Source organism: Cytobacillus kochii (genome assembly GCF_020171845.1).
Taxonomy (GTDB): Bacteria; Bacillota; Bacilli; order Bacillales; family Cytobacillaceae; genus Cytobacillus; species Cytobacillus kochii.
This window is the reverse complement of the sequence record NZ_JAIVAM010000010.1, coordinates 1-13,625: the sequence shown is the minus strand read 5'-3', so window position 1 is coordinate 13,625 and position 13,625 is coordinate 1. Positions and strand designations below refer to the sequence as shown.

The 13,625-nt window shown below is 33.7% G+C and carries 20 protein-coding genes, 1 tRNA gene, 1 rRNA gene and 1 pseudogene; 11 read left to right on the top strand and 12 right to left on the bottom strand.

Annotated elements, in window-relative coordinates:
- Positions 1–173: 173 nt before the first annotated feature.
- The 3 genes from LCM23_RS16485 to LCM23_RS16475 form a co-directional block, all read right to left on the bottom strand.
- Positions 174–398 carry a hypothetical protein gene (locus tag LCM23_RS16485; protein WP_095372124.1) on the bottom strand — a complete coding sequence of 75 codons (225 nt, stop codon included), beginning with the start codon at positions 396–398 and terminating at the stop codon, positions 174–176.
- Positions 399–1,011: 613 nt separating this feature from the next.
- Positions 1,012–1,536: a GNAT family N-acetyltransferase gene (locus LCM23_RS16480; RefSeq protein WP_224937929.1), complete on the bottom strand. Its 525-nt coding sequence runs from the start codon at positions 1,534–1,536 to the stop codon at positions 1,012–1,014.
- A 329-nt stretch (positions 1,537–1,865) separates the two neighbouring features.
- Positions 1,866–2,366: an SRPBCC family protein gene (locus tag LCM23_RS16475; protein ID WP_224937928.1), complete on the bottom strand. Its 501-nt coding sequence runs from the start codon at positions 2,364–2,366 to the stop codon at positions 1,866–1,868.
- Between the two features lie 123 nt (positions 2,367–2,489).
- On the opposite strand from LCM23_RS16475, the pseudogene LCM23_RS16470 reads away from it, so the two are divergent.
- The 4 genes and pseudogenes from LCM23_RS16470 to LCM23_RS16455 form a co-directional block, all read left to right on the top strand.
- Positions 2,490–2,852, top strand: a pseudogene (locus LCM23_RS16470) (DUF1064 domain-containing protein); the annotation flags it as partial.
- A 5-nt stretch (positions 2,853–2,857) separates the two neighbouring features.
- A complete protein-coding gene (locus tag LCM23_RS16465) occupies positions 2,858–3,037 on the top strand; it encodes a hypothetical protein (protein ID WP_224937927.1) in 180 nt (59 codons plus the stop codon).
- Between the two features lie 35 nt (positions 3,038–3,072).
- A complete protein-coding gene (locus tag LCM23_RS16460) occupies positions 3,073–3,333 on the top strand; it encodes a hypothetical protein (protein WP_224937926.1) in 261 nt (86 codons plus the stop codon).
- Between the two features lie 250 nt (positions 3,334–3,583).
- Positions 3,584–3,826 carry a YopX family protein gene (locus tag LCM23_RS16455; protein ID WP_224937925.1) on the top strand — a complete coding sequence of 81 codons (243 nt, stop codon included), beginning with the start codon at positions 3,584–3,586 and terminating at the stop codon, positions 3,824–3,826.
- Positions 3,827–4,057: 231 nt separating this feature from the next.
- On the opposite strand, the gene LCM23_RS16450 is transcribed toward LCM23_RS16455, so the two are convergent.
- A complete protein-coding gene (locus LCM23_RS16450) occupies positions 4,058–4,501 on the bottom strand; it encodes a DUF2383 domain-containing protein (RefSeq protein ID WP_224937924.1) in 444 nt (147 codons plus the stop codon).
- A 545-nt stretch (positions 4,502–5,046) separates the two neighbouring features.
- On the opposite strand from LCM23_RS16450, the gene LCM23_RS25950 reads away from it, so the two are divergent.
- A complete protein-coding gene (locus LCM23_RS25950) occupies positions 5,047–5,172 on the top strand; it encodes a hypothetical protein (protein WP_263624321.1) in 126 nt (41 codons plus the stop codon).
- 247 nt (positions 5,173–5,419) lie between these two features.
- On the opposite strand, the gene LCM23_RS16445 is transcribed toward LCM23_RS25950, so the two are convergent.
- Positions 5,420–5,953 carry a GNAT family N-acetyltransferase gene (locus tag LCM23_RS16445; RefSeq protein WP_224937923.1) on the bottom strand — a complete coding sequence of 178 codons (534 nt, stop codon included), beginning with the start codon at positions 5,951–5,953 and terminating at the stop codon, positions 5,420–5,422.
- Between the two features lie 150 nt (positions 5,954–6,103).
- Between LCM23_RS16445 and LCM23_RS16440 the strand changes: the two genes are divergently transcribed.
- Positions 6,104–6,247, top strand: a complete 144-nt coding sequence (locus tag LCM23_RS16440) for a hypothetical protein (RefSeq protein WP_224937922.1) — start codon at positions 6,104–6,106, stop codon at positions 6,245–6,247.
- 44 nt (positions 6,248–6,291) lie between these two features.
- On the opposite strand, the gene LCM23_RS16435 is transcribed toward LCM23_RS16440, so the two are convergent.
- Complete coding sequence (locus tag LCM23_RS16435; RefSeq protein ID WP_224937921.1) at positions 6,292–6,501, bottom strand: hypothetical protein; 210 nt, start codon at positions 6,499–6,501, stop codon at positions 6,292–6,294.
- Between the two features lie 326 nt (positions 6,502–6,827).
- Here LCM23_RS16435 and LCM23_RS26210 point away from each other — a divergent pair, with 326 nt between their 5' ends.
- Together LCM23_RS26210 and LCM23_RS26205 are read left to right on the top strand one after the other, a co-directional pair.
- Positions 6,828–7,265 carry a M15 family metallopeptidase gene (locus LCM23_RS26210; RefSeq protein WP_263624320.1) on the top strand — a complete coding sequence of 146 codons (438 nt, stop codon included), beginning with the start codon at positions 6,828–6,830 and terminating at the stop codon, positions 7,263–7,265.
- On the top strand, positions 7,252–7,404 hold the full coding sequence (locus LCM23_RS26205) for a DUF3597 family protein (RefSeq protein WP_251163369.1): 153 nt from the start codon (positions 7,252–7,254) through the stop codon (positions 7,402–7,404). The genes LCM23_RS26210 and LCM23_RS26205 overlap by 14 nt, the downstream gene beginning before the upstream one ends.
- Positions 7,405–7,444: 40 nt before the next feature.
- On the opposite strand, the gene LCM23_RS16420 is transcribed toward LCM23_RS26205, so the two are convergent.
- The 3 genes from LCM23_RS16420 to LCM23_RS16410 form a co-directional block, all read right to left on the bottom strand.
- Positions 7,445–8,221: a class I SAM-dependent methyltransferase gene (locus LCM23_RS16420; RefSeq protein WP_224937918.1), complete on the bottom strand. Its 777-nt coding sequence runs from the start codon at positions 8,219–8,221 to the stop codon at positions 7,445–7,447.
- Positions 8,222–8,487: 266 nt separating this feature from the next.
- Positions 8,488–8,778, bottom strand: coding sequence for an RNA polymerase alpha subunit C-terminal domain-containing protein (locus LCM23_RS16415; protein ID WP_224937917.1), 291 nt, complete (start codon positions 8,776–8,778; stop codon positions 8,488–8,490).
- A gap of 247 nt (positions 8,779–9,025) precedes the next feature.
- Positions 9,026–9,313, bottom strand: a complete 288-nt coding sequence (locus LCM23_RS16410; RefSeq protein WP_224937916.1) for a YolD-like family protein — start codon at positions 9,311–9,313, stop codon at positions 9,026–9,028.
- 120 nt (positions 9,314–9,433) lie between these two features.
- Here LCM23_RS16410 and LCM23_RS25945 point away from each other — a divergent pair, with 120 nt between their 5' ends.
- Positions 9,434–9,565 (top strand): hypothetical protein, encoded by a 132-nt coding sequence (locus tag LCM23_RS25945; RefSeq protein ID WP_263624319.1) that lies wholly within the window; start codon positions 9,434–9,436, stop codon positions 9,563–9,565.
- A 212-nt stretch (positions 9,566–9,777) separates the two neighbouring features.
- Here LCM23_RS25945 and LCM23_RS16405 read toward each other — a convergent pair whose 3' ends face one another.
- The 3 genes from LCM23_RS16405 to LCM23_RS16395 form a co-directional block, all read right to left on the bottom strand.
- On the bottom strand, positions 9,778–10,608 hold the full coding sequence (locus tag LCM23_RS16405) for an SRPBCC domain-containing protein (protein ID WP_224937915.1): 831 nt from the start codon (positions 10,606–10,608) through the stop codon (positions 9,778–9,780).
- A gap of 317 nt (positions 10,609–10,925) precedes the next feature.
- Positions 10,926–10,998 (bottom strand) — tRNA-Ala (locus tag LCM23_RS16400).
- A gap of 62 nt (positions 10,999–11,060) precedes the next feature.
- Entirely contained in the window at positions 11,061–11,756 is a 696-nt protein-coding gene (locus tag LCM23_RS16395) for an MgtC/SapB family protein (protein WP_224937914.1), read from the bottom strand.
- A 127-nt stretch (positions 11,757–11,883) separates the two neighbouring features.
- Between LCM23_RS16395 and LCM23_RS16390 the strand changes: the two genes are divergently transcribed.
- Positions 11,884–12,759, top strand: a complete 876-nt coding sequence (locus LCM23_RS16390; RefSeq protein ID WP_224937913.1) for a DMT family transporter — start codon at positions 11,884–11,886, stop codon at positions 12,757–12,759.
- A gap of 783 nt (positions 12,760–13,542) precedes the next feature.
- A 16S ribosomal RNA gene (locus LCM23_RS16385) occupies positions 13,543–13,625 on the top strand; the annotation flags it as partial.

The following is a 13,625-nucleotide window of genomic DNA, read 5'->3' as shown; positions in this document are numbered from 1 at the left end:
TATTTCATGCTCTTTACCAGGTATGCTTTTGTATTTCAAAATATCAGAATCAAGTGCTTCGAAGTAGATGTATATTTTAATGAATCAATGTATCTGCGAATACAGGATGAATTACAGATAGATTATGTATAATGTTTCTTAAAAAAACACAGCCCACTGATGTGGGCTGTGCTTCAATATAATGGTTGTTGGTTATGACAGGATGGAAACCCACTTATATCTTGAATCATATGAAAATCATATTGCTTTAATGCGAATTGGGATTGATATAAATATTCAATCACTAATAATTTTCTTTGAGATGTACCACAAAGTTTCCCTGATGTCCCTTGACCATTGGTGAATGAAATACCAATAGGCTGGCCAATTAAATAATTTATTTTATGTTGCCATGGCATGGTGATATCACTCCTTCAAAGCATCTTATGATTTTGAAGGAATTGGGTGCATGTATGAGCTTTAATAAAGAATTATTAAGTTTATTTAAAAAAGCACCCAAATGAAGGTGCCTCCTTTATGCATTTTATGAAAAGTACCTACTTACATAAGTCCTAGATTACAAATAATATAGGTATTAGGATCAAAAATAACCACCATAGTGAAGGTTAATAACTGGGGCAACTGGAAATTTACGTTCTAAAGTTGTAGCGTATTTATTTACCAAATTATCAATAGAAGAAGTAGTTGTTGGTGTACGTGAAGACAAGTCTCAAAAAGCAATTGATATAAGAAACAAGGCTTGGGAGCTCGTGTTGAGAAACAAGATCCCCAAATTACAGATTAGAATCCACACATTCCGATTTGAAATTCTTTTTAAAACGTCCTGCTACATCATTGAGGCAAGCTCTTACAAAATTGTTAATAACTACAAAATAGGTAAATCAAACCTTCAGCCAAAAACAAAACAAAAATCTTATACCACTAAATGAACTTGTACTTTAGTTATAAAAGCCTTTCTATTTGGAAGGGCTTTTTAACATAAGTCATCATTAATACAAATAAAAAATTTAATTACTTCAAATCGGAAGGTAACATGCCATACACAATACTATCTGTCCATTCATTTTTATTCCAAAAATCTTGTATGAAATGTGCTTCCTTTCTCATACCAATTCTTTCACATAATTTTTGTGAAGCTATATTTCGTGCATCTAGATTAGCTTGTATACGATGCACTTTCAATTCATCAAATAATTTATTGACCAAACTACTTACTGCTTCTGTCGCCAAACCTCTACCAGATACTTCATTTGAAAAACTATAACCAATCTCAACAGTGTCTTTCATACCTGTATACCATACGGATAAATCACCAACTACTTTACTCTTGTATATAACTGCTAAACTTAACATGGATTCTTTAGTGAGTGCATAGTTTGCTAGCTTTTTATCAAACCTTTTGTTCATATCTTCGTCAGTCCACTTCTCATGTAATAGGAACTTACAAGTATCATCATTATTATAAATAGCAAATACATCCTGTAAATCATTACGCTTAAAAGGTCTGATTAGTAGTCTTTCTGTTGTGATTTTCAAGTTAGTTCTTCCCCCTTGCTTTTATTCTACAAACATTTCTTATAGTATTTAGCCTCCTTTTATATGTTACCTTAAATACATATTTCACCATAGTAAATGAATAGCCTCTTCACCTAAATTCTCCGTTTCTTTAAGTAAAACCTTAGGCAATATTAGAAAATGCTTATATTGAAGTCGAAAAAATTGCTTCTGAACTTGCACAGAAATAAATAAAAAAAGCAAAGAAGAGAAACTTTTAAATTTCTCTTTTTTGCTAATTGTGATATGGAATCTGACTATTTTATACTTTGCTTCAAACATGTTTCTTGTTAAAGTTAGCCTTATTTTTATTAAAATGATGGATATGTAATCTTTCCTGTTTCTACCAATTCTTTCAAACCTAAGAACATATAATGCCAACCTTGTTCGGTCTCTTTTTTCCAATCTTCATGTGCTTTTTGAATATCTTCAGTAGTCCAATCTTTTTCATGGATTACGTTAATTTCTTGTGTGAAAATCATTTCACAGCCTGATTCAAGCGATTCGATTTCCACTGTAATGTCGTCTTCTAAATCACTAAATTGAGGCATTTTGAATGTGAAAATAAGTTTCGCTGGTGGTTCAACCAATTTGTATTCTCCAATAGCTCGATAATCTTTCCCATCCCGATGATCCACAACTTCCCATGTTCCACCTACACGAGGATTACTCCTTGCCACTTTATTTGTATGTTCCATGGTGAACATCCATTTCTTAATCGTGTCTGCTTTAGTCCACGCGTCAAATACTTTTTCTGCTGGAACATTAAATTTGCGTTTCATATTAAGGGTTGTTATTGATGTTTTTGCCATCTGAACCATCCTCTCAACGATTATTATTCTGTTTATTTATTCTTACGTTTCTACTTTAAACGTTGTTCTTATATAACGAAAGTGCCTTTCAAAAAAATAGTATAACCAATATTGGATAATATTATGGGAGCAAGAAAATACAACAAGTACGGCAACCACAAACAAGTTGTCGATGGACATAAGTTTGATAGCAAAGCAGAAGCAATGTATTACGGCCAATTAAAATGGTTGCTGCAAACTAAACAGATTAAAGGGTTTAAGATGCAACAGAGATACCTTCTTCAAGAGGGTTTTAAAAAGAACGGAAAGACTTACAGAAAGATTGAATATGTTGCTGATTTTGAAGTAGAAAAATTAGATGGAACAATAGAGATCATTGATATAAAAGGAACAGTCACCAAAGAATTTTTAATAAAAAGAAAACTGTTCGAGCGTCATATATGGATTCTATTAAAATATGACCGAGATAGGGGATTCGTGGAGGTAAGTTAATGGCTAGAAGAATCGTAGAAACGAATGCGGTTAGCCTTGATCGAGAAAAGCTACAGGTTGTTGTCATCTACGAGGAAGGCATATCGAAGCAGCAGATTAGAAATGAAAATCCATATAGCAAACGGCATGGGGTTATTTTCCCCAGTGCCGGGGCTTATGAGGTGAGGGGAGATTACTGATTTTGTATTGTGTTTCGTTAAATGGAGGAGAAAAAATGAGCGAAGTAATCAATGTGGGGTTATATGGAGGCAAGGGTATTTTTTTGGGGAAAGACAAAAGTGATAGATACCCGAATCTTAATAGTAAATGGGAGTGGGATGGTGAGTTTTCAACCTATAAATCTGGCTATGTCAGTAGCGTTTCTATAATCAAAGATTATGAGATTGATCAATTCAAATTGAGACCATCAGAAAAAACCGTTGTGGAAATTACGAGCAATGATCAAGTTACAGATGAGACTGTTTTCGTTAATTAATCACAAGAATTAATTTGTTCCCTACCGGCAGCTAGGAAAATTCCTAGCTAAGCCGATTGATTTTCTTATTAATTATAACCACAAGACTAATGAGAATGGCACTAAAGATACTGGAAAGGACAGCACTCCCAACACCCATCCACATAAGAGAAACCAGTTTCTTTTTGTATGCAGGAAACATAAGACACATCCTTTCTAAATTTAAGGTTGCCAATTTTATTGCAAAGTATGTAAAAACGGAGGAATGAACGTGCGTGAGATAAAGTTTGATGCAATTTATAAGCCAACAGGAGAACACTTTACTCCGATTTCAATAAATTTTAATGACAATTCGGTTGTAGGAAATTTTGATGGTGAGCAAGGAGATTGGTGTCATTTTTCTTTAGATGGAAATTACGGTGATGTGATCTTACGTCAGTACACAGGGTTTAAAGACAAAAACGGCAAGGAGATTTATGAGGGGGATATTGTAAAGCGGCCGTTAGGCGGATAAGGAGTTGTTAAATTCCATGAATCATGGGGGTCATTTTATTGTTCTACGTTCATAGCAGTTGATGAACATGGCGATTTGGTTAAAGCCAGTAGTTCGGTTCCGTTCTAGAATGACTCCAATAAATTTGAAGTAGTTTATACGAGGACAAACATTTAATCAACTCTTGAATTAATTTGTTTCCTACCGGCAGCTAGGAAATTTCCTAGCTAAGCCGATTGATTTTCTTATTAATTAATTGTTAGAATGCAGTTTACTTTTTAGAGTATCCACATGTTCCCTTTGTTTATCTAAGATCCTATGAACAAGATTTAAACTTTTATCATCTAGTTTATCTCGTACCAAGTTCTCGGTCATTTTTATTCCATAAAGGTTTTCTCCTTTTATAGCATGTTTTAAGATTTCTTTTTCATCATGAGGACGATCAATATTTTCACTAATAAAAAGTTCTATCTTACCAATTACTCCTTCACTAGTCTCAGGAGTTCCATGTAATTCTTGAATTCGTTCAGATAATAACTCTGCATGATACTTCAAGTCCTTTTGTATTGTAATGAACATACTGCGTAATGGAGAGGAGTCATCCAATTTTTTAATGAAGTTTTCATATGAATGTATACCCATATATTGTCCTTGAAGTAGCTTGTTTAAGGTTTTTATGATTTGTTGATCTTCCATTGATATCACTCCTTTCATTAGAACAGTTTAAACTTCAAAGGCAAATTATATGCAAAATTTAGAGTAGCACTAAGAGCTAGGTTGAAATTGATTAGCAAATTATATTACTTAATTTTTCTTCTTATTTCGATCGTAGTAAATAGCGAACAGAGCACAAGCAATTGCAACTACAGAGAGAATATGACTTTCATCCATTTGATCCACCTCTTTATTTTGAATATATAGTTAGATGAATGAAAAGCAAATTTTGTTCATTTTTTTATACAAAAGAATAAAAAACGTTAATTAAGGAGGAATTACATTGGAAGTAAACTCAGTAAGCAAAATGTTTCACAAATGAAAAAAGAGAACCCACTATAGATTCTCTAATCAATTAGGACAATTTCCAAGCAGGAATTAAAGAATGGAAATTAAAAAATAAGCTCATGATAACGTGTATTACTGAGTATATAGCTAATGTTATTGAATAAGTAAGTAGCCACGTTAGCCAAGGTTCATTTAAGAAGAGAAAAAGCGATAGCATCCCAATTGGGAAAGGCACTAAGATGATTAACCACATAGGACCTTTTAATGCTTCTGTAATAGCACCTAATAAGACAACGGTAGCGCCAATTATTAGAGCTTGCCATATTGGTAATCCATTACTAAGAAGTGTACTGCCGATGAAATAAGATAAAGCAGTTAGTAAAATTGCCAAAAAAAAATCAAAATAATATCTCAACAAGATCAAACCTTTCAATAAATAAATTGAATATTCATAAGAATATTTTACTATTTATTTTGGTCGATGTAATTAATAGCTTGTAAATAATTTATATATATTTCGATAATTTAACGAAACAAAATGATAGATAAATAAACTAATTCTAGTCTCAAATAAATAAAGAAGAGTGCAGTGAATGCAGCTCTTCTTTATTCTTAATAATCTGATGCTAATTTGGAATATATTTTAAGATCAATATATCGACCCTTAGATTTCTCTGATTGTCTTAATGTCCCTTCATATGTGAAATTTAGCTTTTCAATCAATTGTATTGAATTAGTATTTTCTGGTTCGATTTTAGCTTCTATTCTATTGAGATTTAATACATTGAAAGCATGTTGGATTAAACAAGTGATTGCCTCTTTAGCAAATCCTTGTCCCCAATATATTTTATTTAGGTCATATCCAATTTCGGCTTTAGCGTTCTCAAAATCAATATAATTAAATCCACATGTACCAATAATTTGGTTTGATTTTAATTCAATTAGAGTGTAACGAATTGCTTCATCATTTTTTGAAAGTTTGTCAAATAATAAAATCATTTCTTTGACTTGATTTTCATTATTAAACCTTTCGATGTTCATAAATTTTGTTACTTCAGGATCAGACCATATCTGAAAAAGCTCGGCTGAGTCTAATACGTCCATTTTTTTTAATAATAATCGCGGTGTGTTGAGTTTTTTAATCAATATTTTTACCTCCGTATTGATTTTATTATCTGAGGGTTTGATATTGATATCTGTACATAGTTCATTCCCTTCATTTAGGTGTTTTTATATTATAACAAAATTGTTTTTAGTAATAAATTTGATGGGAAACAAAAGGTAGGAGAAGTATCCTTGGAAAAAGATTTGAAATTCAATGAAAAGAATCTGAATCACGGATTTATAATAACTGGCTTGCTCGGGTTGGTTGAAGATGAAGGATTGAGTCCCCATGAAGCTTTTCGAGTGGTAGAAGATATTAAGAACCAAACATTTTAGGCACTGTCCGAAATACGCAGGGAGCCTAAACAAGGTAGGAGGAGTTAATTATCTTTAGTCTCTTTACCTCTTTCATAAAAGTATTTACGAAACTCATAGCCTAATGCCAATAATCCCAAAATCATCATAATAAAAAATAAAATTTGACTCGTTGAACTAAGTGATTCAGGTAGCCAACCACCATTAATAAAATGTCTGAATGTAGTTAAGGTTGCACCTAATGTAGCAATAAATACTATTATTAAACGAATCATTACTGCACACCCTTTACATGATTAGTTATTTAAAAATTAACATAATTTGGATTGTTAAACAAGTGAAGAATAGGGGGTATGTTTGAAAACATATTAAGAATTGGAAGTTCTCTTATGAAACAAAAGATAGAGGGAGTTGATTATATGAAGATGACGAGTTGTAGCGTTTTTCGTCGTACTTCCAGTAAAAGAAACAATGGTGTTTGAACATAGGGGGATTTGCCGTAAATGTCGCAGTAAGCAATAAAAAAAGCCAGGAATCCCCGGCACCCTGTAAATAATGGAACTTCTCAAACTATACGTTCTTATCATTGGTAGGACAGGCTTTGGATTTTGTTCCAGTTAACTCAAAAGGTGAGACTCTTTGGAAGGGATATGGTGCAGCCGATGTAAAAAAAGCTATTAAAGAAGCCAAGCGCCTTGGTTTTGAGTGGGGTGGAGATTGGAAAAGTTTTATTGATAAGCCACACCTTCAATTTATTTATAAAGGTTATGGAACAGATACGTTTAACGGTTCAAATGTGGATACTTCGTCTAAAGGTGAAGGTACTAAGCCATCTAATATTGCTACAAGTATTGTGGATTACCTTAAATCAAAAGGGATTGATTCTTCATTCTCTAATCGTAAAAAAATCGCTCAACAGGATGGCATAAATAATTATAAGGGGACACCCGAGCAAAACACAACATTATTGAAAAAACTGCAAAGTGGGGCTAAACCAGCTCAGCAAAGCAAAGCCAAAGGGCGATATGAAAGCAACTAGTGTGGTTGACTATCTGAAATCAATTAATGTCGATTCTTCCATGACTAACCGTAAAAAACTTGCTGTTAAATATGGTATTAAAAATTATAGAGGTACAGGCGCGCAAAACACACAGTTACTAAAGAAGTTGCGTGCTTAAAATAAGTGTATTTGTTCACAAAAAATAATAAGAGATACAACTATTTAACTGCTTTCCAAATCGTCCATCTGTCTTTTTCAACTATGTTCTGCTCAATTGAAATTAATTCATCTATATAGTTAATTAATACTTTCAATTCTCGAGCTTCTAAATCATGTAGAATGCTTCTTCCTGTTCTTTTGCTTAAATCTTGAAGTAATTGTTCTTTGGAATCATACACCCTTCGAATTTCCCATAATTTAACTTCTTGAATCTCTCTGAACCCTACTTGCTGAAGTGCTTCCTCAACATATTGGCTACTATATCTCCGTTTAGTTTCTTTACTTATTAACTTTGGAAATAAATCAAAGAAATACCCTCTAATATGACTGTCACTCCCTTTTAATAAACAGTCTTCGGGCGTACGGTCTTGAATAATAAAGTATCCATTATCTTGTAGTAATCTATATGCCTCCATAAAACAATGCTGTAAATCGCCTATATGATGGATCAATGCTCTTTCAAGCAAAAAATCATAACAGCCACTTTCCAATTCCGTATGTAAAGCATTTCCTTGTTTAAAAGTTATGTTGCTATAATCTTTACAGTTTTCTTTAGCACCTTCAAGTATTGCGTTGGAAAAGTCGACACCAGTAATAGATTTTGCGCCCATATCAGTTAATGCCTTAGAATAAATTCCTCCACCACACCCTATATCTAATGCATTAGAAATTTGTTGTATTGGTACAAGCTCCTTTATAGCATCCATCCACGACTTATCTGCTTTTCGAGTCGCATAAGTCTTACGATTTTCATCTTTATGAAAATCAATCCCCATACTTAGCATCCCCTTTTTTGAACTGTTCTCAATTTTAAATTCTACACTATTGGTAATTACTTGAAAATTCATAATTATTTATCCGTTTCCATAAGTTTTCATTATAGTTAAACTACTTTTGAAAAATCTGTACTGTACAACAAAACTGCCCCGGTTTGTTAAACAAGAAAAAAGAACGCCCCAGCGATCCTCATTTTTAACTCTTGCACCCGTTACTTTAAGTGCACTATTTCACTAACTACGTTGCAAGTAATAGGAGAACATTATTATTGTTTAAATGATAAACCTTCTTCTTCTAATGAAATCCTCATAGTTGGTAAGGATGCTGGTCCAATACCATGGATTTTTAGAATTTCTTTTTCGGTGTACTTGGAGAGTTTTTGCAAAGTATCAATTCCTTCGTGAACTAAGGCGTTTCTAGCAGGTGAACTTAGTTTCGACAGGAAGCCACTTTCAGGTTTATTCTCTTTATCGCAAGTAGGGCAACTTGGACAATCACTATTTTTGTAATACTCATGTCCCTTTTCACAAACCCTTAAACTTTTTTCAGCTTTCAAAATAACCCCTCCTTATAAATTTTGATTCAATTTTAACATATTATTTTTCTATACTCGGTTTACAACCAATAAAAGCTCTGTTATTAAACAAAACTGCCCCGTTAGTTGAAGAATTCCCCTTTAAAGTACCTCTTATGTCAAATGAAAATTTAACATTTTCACACTTATTCTTAATTCTTGGATTGAAAAAAATTATATAGCTTGCTCTAGCACATCACGATCGGTTTCATTAATCCTAGTCATGTTGTTATACCCTTTCGACTGATATCACTTCATCTATGTGAAATTTTAAGATTTTTAAATCGTTCGTTTCCAAATGAATGTACATATTAATATGATCGATTTTATCGACTATGCCCTCATAAGTTTTTGTGAATCCATCAATCCAGATGGTCATTTTGATTGTAAGGGTGTAGTTTAATGATTCCATTGTTATTATCTGTATTTCTTGAAGTTGTTGCTCATCTAACTCTGGCTTTTTCACTTTTTCATATTCGGCGGGTATCTGCTTAAGTAATTCGGTGTGTTCGCTCATAAAGAACCCTTGCCATTTCATTTTTCCACGATCACGAATCATAAGAGAGCAGCGCACTTTTAAGGTAAGTAATGTCCTATCGATTGGTCCAGTCAGGAAAGTAAGGAGAGGAGCTTAATCATGGGAGTGAAAATGCCGAAAAAGTCAAAACCGCAAAGACCTTCAAGGGATGAATTTGAATTAGAAGAGCTGGGGAATGCAGTAGTTGAGGCACATAGGGAGAAAACTGAAGTTTTAATATTGTTGGGGTAAAGAGATTCTATACAAGGAGTCTATAGATATTTTATCAATAAAAAACGCTCTTTAATAAGAGGGGGCTTTTGAATTTTATATGAGGTTATTTCACTAAAGCCCACGTTAGTTATATAAGAAAAGGGACGATTACTCCACAATCGCGCTCGATCTTGAATAAGCAGCTACCTACTATTAGCTGGTTTAATGGAAGATTGATAACACGATATTATTTACTCGAGGAGAGCATCAATCTCAATTAATGCATGTGTCCATTTATCTCTGGCTTGATTCCTTTTATCAACATTAGAAAGAAAGGAGCTTATTTCACGCAAAACGACTTTTGTAACATTTGGTTGAGTCTCATTAAACTCTAATATAATTTCTGAGTTTAGCGTTTTGTCTGGTGACATTGGTCCTTCATAATTCCAGCTTTTTTCAATGCGTTTATATGGTTCAATAACCTTATACTCTCCAGATTCAGTATGCATTCCAGGTAATTCCTTAACTTGATTTGTAGCCAAACGAAAGCTTCCCCCAACACGAACATCCATATCAATTTCTGTAAGCCCGAATAAGTCCTTAAGTATTTGAGGGGATGTCCAAGCATCAAATAGAATTTCTGGTTTATACTTATATTCTCTGTTTACTTCTATAGTGTACGTATCATCCGTTTCGAGCCAAGACATTATTTCCCAAGTATATCCATTTGTGTCTTTAAAAAGGCCTGTATATCCCCAATCATCTGCGGTACCTTCTTTCGTAACCGTGCCGCCAGCTCTTAATGCACGTGAAAGAATGGAATTAACCTCCTTAGTATCTTTAGCAGTGTGACTGAAAATAACGCTAGAAGCGTTTAGATTATCTTCATGCTGTTCAGTCATCTGAGCGAACCCTGAACGCTCATACAAAACTAAAGACATTTCTCCTTCTAGAAAGAAAGCAACGTGATCTTCACCCGATGAAATTTTATCTTCTGGAAGAGCGAATACTTCTCTGTAAAATCCTGTTGACAGATCTAAATTCTCAACAGGAATTGTTACAATATCAATTTTGGGATTCATCATCTATCACTCCTAGACTTTTTAAGTATATATGCCTCTTAAGTGTGGACGACCAGCTTAATATACTCAATTATATTTCATTTCACCATCCATTACCAACTTTCTATTGATATACCTTATTCCGTTAAATGCCCCGTTTGTTGAATAATAAGGAATTAATTTTGAATGTACTTAAGCAGGTAGAAAGTGTCATTTAAAACATAAAAAAATATAAAAAAATGAATTTTGACGGCAAAATGACGGCAAAGGGAACTTAGGGGATAAATCATAAATAGGGAAAAATAAAAGAAGCCCTGATAAATCAAGGCTTCTTGGTATGGAGAATAGGGGGCTCGAACCCCTGACCTCATCGCTGCCAGCGATGCGCTCTCCCAGCTGAGCTAATCCCCCGCTAGATATATAGAAATTATAGCGAGAGAATGAATATTTTTCAATAGTCAAAAATAAAAAAATTAGTGCAAGCTTTCTATTTCCATCGACTTTACTCCTGGCACTTGAGAAATTGTATGATAAAAGTCAGTTGTTTTTTTACGATAATCAACTGCAATAGTTAAATAAACTTGTGGGTATCCCTCTTCAGTATCTTTAATTCTCATCCTGCGAATAGCCGCTTGCTGCTCTTTAATGGTATGAATAATAGTCGTGATCTGTTCCTTCGTTTCAACTGCCATTTTCATCGTAATCTCTTTTTCTCGTAGTTGTCTTGGGCCAATAAGCCCTAATAAGTAGGGAACAACTTCAACTGAAATAATAAGTAATACGACGCCTGCAACAGCCTCCATGTAATATCCAGCTCCAACAGCGATACCAATCCCGGCTGCGCCCCAAATTAAGGCGGCTGTTGTGAGGCCGGAGATACTATCATTCCCTCTCCTCAATATGACCCCTGCGCCAAGAAAGCCAATTCCTGATACAATTTGAGCTGCTAAACGTAAAGGATCCATTGTAATATTAATATCGTCATTACCTGGAAATATGTATGCTGATTCTATTGACACAATAGTGAGAAGGCAGCTAACGATTGAAATGACTAGGCTTGTTTTTAAGCCAACTGGTTTACGTTTTAGTTCTCTTTCTAGTCCTATAATAAGACCAAGCACAGCTGAAATCCCTAACTTTATTAGGACATCCATTTCTAATCCGTACATATTATCGCCTGCTTTATCATTTAATAAATTTTATATAAGATACCTTTACTATAGGTTTAAGGTGTAAAATAGTCTATACCTAAATAACAATATAATAGAGACAAGGTGATAGCGTGGGGTAGTGAAGATGAATCCGTTTTTTGTATTAGCTATAGGTGTTGTTTCAGTTTCAACTTCAGCCATTTTTGTAAAGTTGATTTCAGCTCCCCCTGGTATTATTGCTTTTTATCGTCTCCTTTTTTCAGTCGTGCTTATGATGCCAATCTTTCTTTTAAAATATGTCCATGAAATTCGTCATATTACAATCAAGGATTGGCTGTTTTCTATCATTGCGGGTATTTTTTTAGCTTTCCATTTTATTTTATGGTTTGAGTCTCTTCAATACACATCGGTTGCTAGCTCGACTGTGTTAGTTGCCTTACAACCGATTTTTGCATTTATAGGTACTTATCTCTTCTTTAAAGAAAAAACTTCTTGGAAATCCATTTTGTCAACTATAACTGCGATAGGCGGTTGTATCATTATTAGCTGGGGTGATTTTCTACTAAGTGAAAGGGCGCTCTATGGAGATTTGTTAGCACTTATCGCCTGTGGGCTAGTAACAGGTTATTTACTGTTTGGGCAGACCGTCCGTCAAAGAGTATCGCTCATTACTTATACATTTATTGTATACAGTATTAGTACATTGACACTTTTTATCTATGTCATGCTTAACAAACAACCTTTGTATCCTTATCAAGTAAATGACTGGATTTTTTTAATTCTCTTAGCACTTTTTCCAACATTATTAGGCCATACATTATTTAATTGGTCTGTAAAGTATTTAAGTACTTCTGTTATTTCGATGGCGACTTTGTTTGAACCTGTGGGTGCAGCCATTTTAGCTTATTTTGTACTACAAGAAAGAATAGCTTGGACACAAATATTGGGTGGGTTATTTGTTATAGTAGGGCTATCTTTCTTTTTAATAGATGAAAGAAGGACAAGAAAGAAACGACTATAGGCATATTGAAGTTCAAATATTAAGAAATGAAGCAAAAGGTGAGCCAAGAATGAGCTCACCTTTTTTATATAAATAAATAGGATAATCTACTAAAAATAAATGCTGCTGTTACGGTGAAGATGAAAGTTCCTCCATATACTTTACCTGGTGAATTAGCGATGCGAATACCTTCCACATAAGCGAATGAAAATAAAAAAAGGGCCATAATTACTGATACGTATAATGCTACATCTTCCAGCTCTATTCACACCTTTCATATATAATAGAATGAGATTAGTAGATTATATGACCCATTTTCAACTTTATGACAACTATCTATGATAAGTATGAAGAGAAAGAGGGATTACTTATTAAGTTAAGACGGCGCTTAGAAGAAGGGAAGAATAATCGAAGAGTATCTATATATAAGTAAAGCAAAGATAATCAATAGTTTCTTGTGATTATCAATAAATGGAAACGCTTAACTATATGATAGCTACCATACTTAATAAAAATATGAAAAACTTGAATAAAACTTTAAAAATTATATTGCAAACACTTTTTAATCATGATATAGTTATTTTTGTTCCCGATAAAAGAAAAATTTACTAATTTAATCACTTAAATTATTTTAAAAAATGGTTGACGTGATGTAGACGGGATGTTATGATAATAAAGTCGCTTTTGAAGCGAACGAGATTGTTCTTTGAAAACTGAACGAACGTAAAACGTCAAGCGTAATTCTAAAAAAGCTGATTTATCAGCAATAAAGCACCATAGGTGCAAATGAGCTAATCAAACACTTTATTGGAGAGTTTGATCCTGGCTCAGGACGAACGCTGGCGGCGTGCCTAATACATGCAAGTCGAGCGAATCTGAGGGAGCTT

Coding starts and splice junctions, on each gene's coding strand:
- LCM23_RS26205 (WP_251163369.1), top strand. CDS start 7,252: ATGAAAGCAACTAGTGTGGTTGACTATCTGAAATCAATTAATGTCGAT.
- LCM23_RS16435 (WP_224937921.1), bottom strand. CDS start 6,501: ATGATTCGTTTAATAATAGTATTTATTGCTACATTAGGTGCAACCTTA.
- LCM23_RS16485 (WP_095372124.1), bottom strand. CDS start 398: ATGCCATGGCAACATAAAATAAATTATTTAATTGGCCAGCCTATTGGT.
- LCM23_RS16410 (WP_224937916.1), bottom strand. CDS start 9,313: ATGAGCGAACACACCGAATTACTTAAGCAGATACCCGCCGAATATGAA.
- LCM23_RS16450 (WP_224937924.1), bottom strand. CDS start 4,501: ATGGAAGATCAACAAATCATAAAAACCTTAAACAAGCTACTTCAAGGA.
- LCM23_RS16395 (WP_224937914.1), bottom strand. CDS start 11,756: ATGTACGGATTAGAAATGGATGTCCTAATAAAGTTAGGGATTTCAGCT.
- LCM23_RS16475 (WP_224937928.1), bottom strand. CDS start 2,366: ATGGCAAAAACATCAATAACAACCCTTAATATGAAACGCAAATTTAAT.
- LCM23_RS16405 (WP_224937915.1), bottom strand. CDS start 10,608: ATGAATCCCAAAATTGATATTGTAACAATTCCTGTTGAGAATTTAGAT.
- LCM23_RS16465 (WP_224937927.1), top strand. CDS start 2,858: ATGGCTAGAAGAATCGTAGAAACGAATGCGGTTAGCCTTGATCGAGAA.
- LCM23_RS25950 (WP_263624321.1), top strand. CDS start 5,047: ATGATTAACCACATAGGACCTTTTAATGCTTCTGTAATAGCACCTAAT.
- LCM23_RS25945 (WP_263624319.1), top strand. CDS start 9,434: ATGGGAGTGAAAATGCCGAAAAAGTCAAAACCGCAAAGACCTTCAAGG.
- LCM23_RS16420 (WP_224937918.1), bottom strand. CDS start 8,221: ATGGGGATTGATTTTCATAAAGATGAAAATCGTAAGACTTATGCGACT.
- LCM23_RS16390 (WP_224937913.1), top strand. CDS start 11,884: ATGAATCCGTTTTTTGTATTAGCTATAGGTGTTGTTTCAGTTTCAACT.
- LCM23_RS16460 (WP_224937926.1), top strand. CDS start 3,073: ATGAGCGAAGTAATCAATGTGGGGTTATATGGAGGCAAGGGTATTTTT.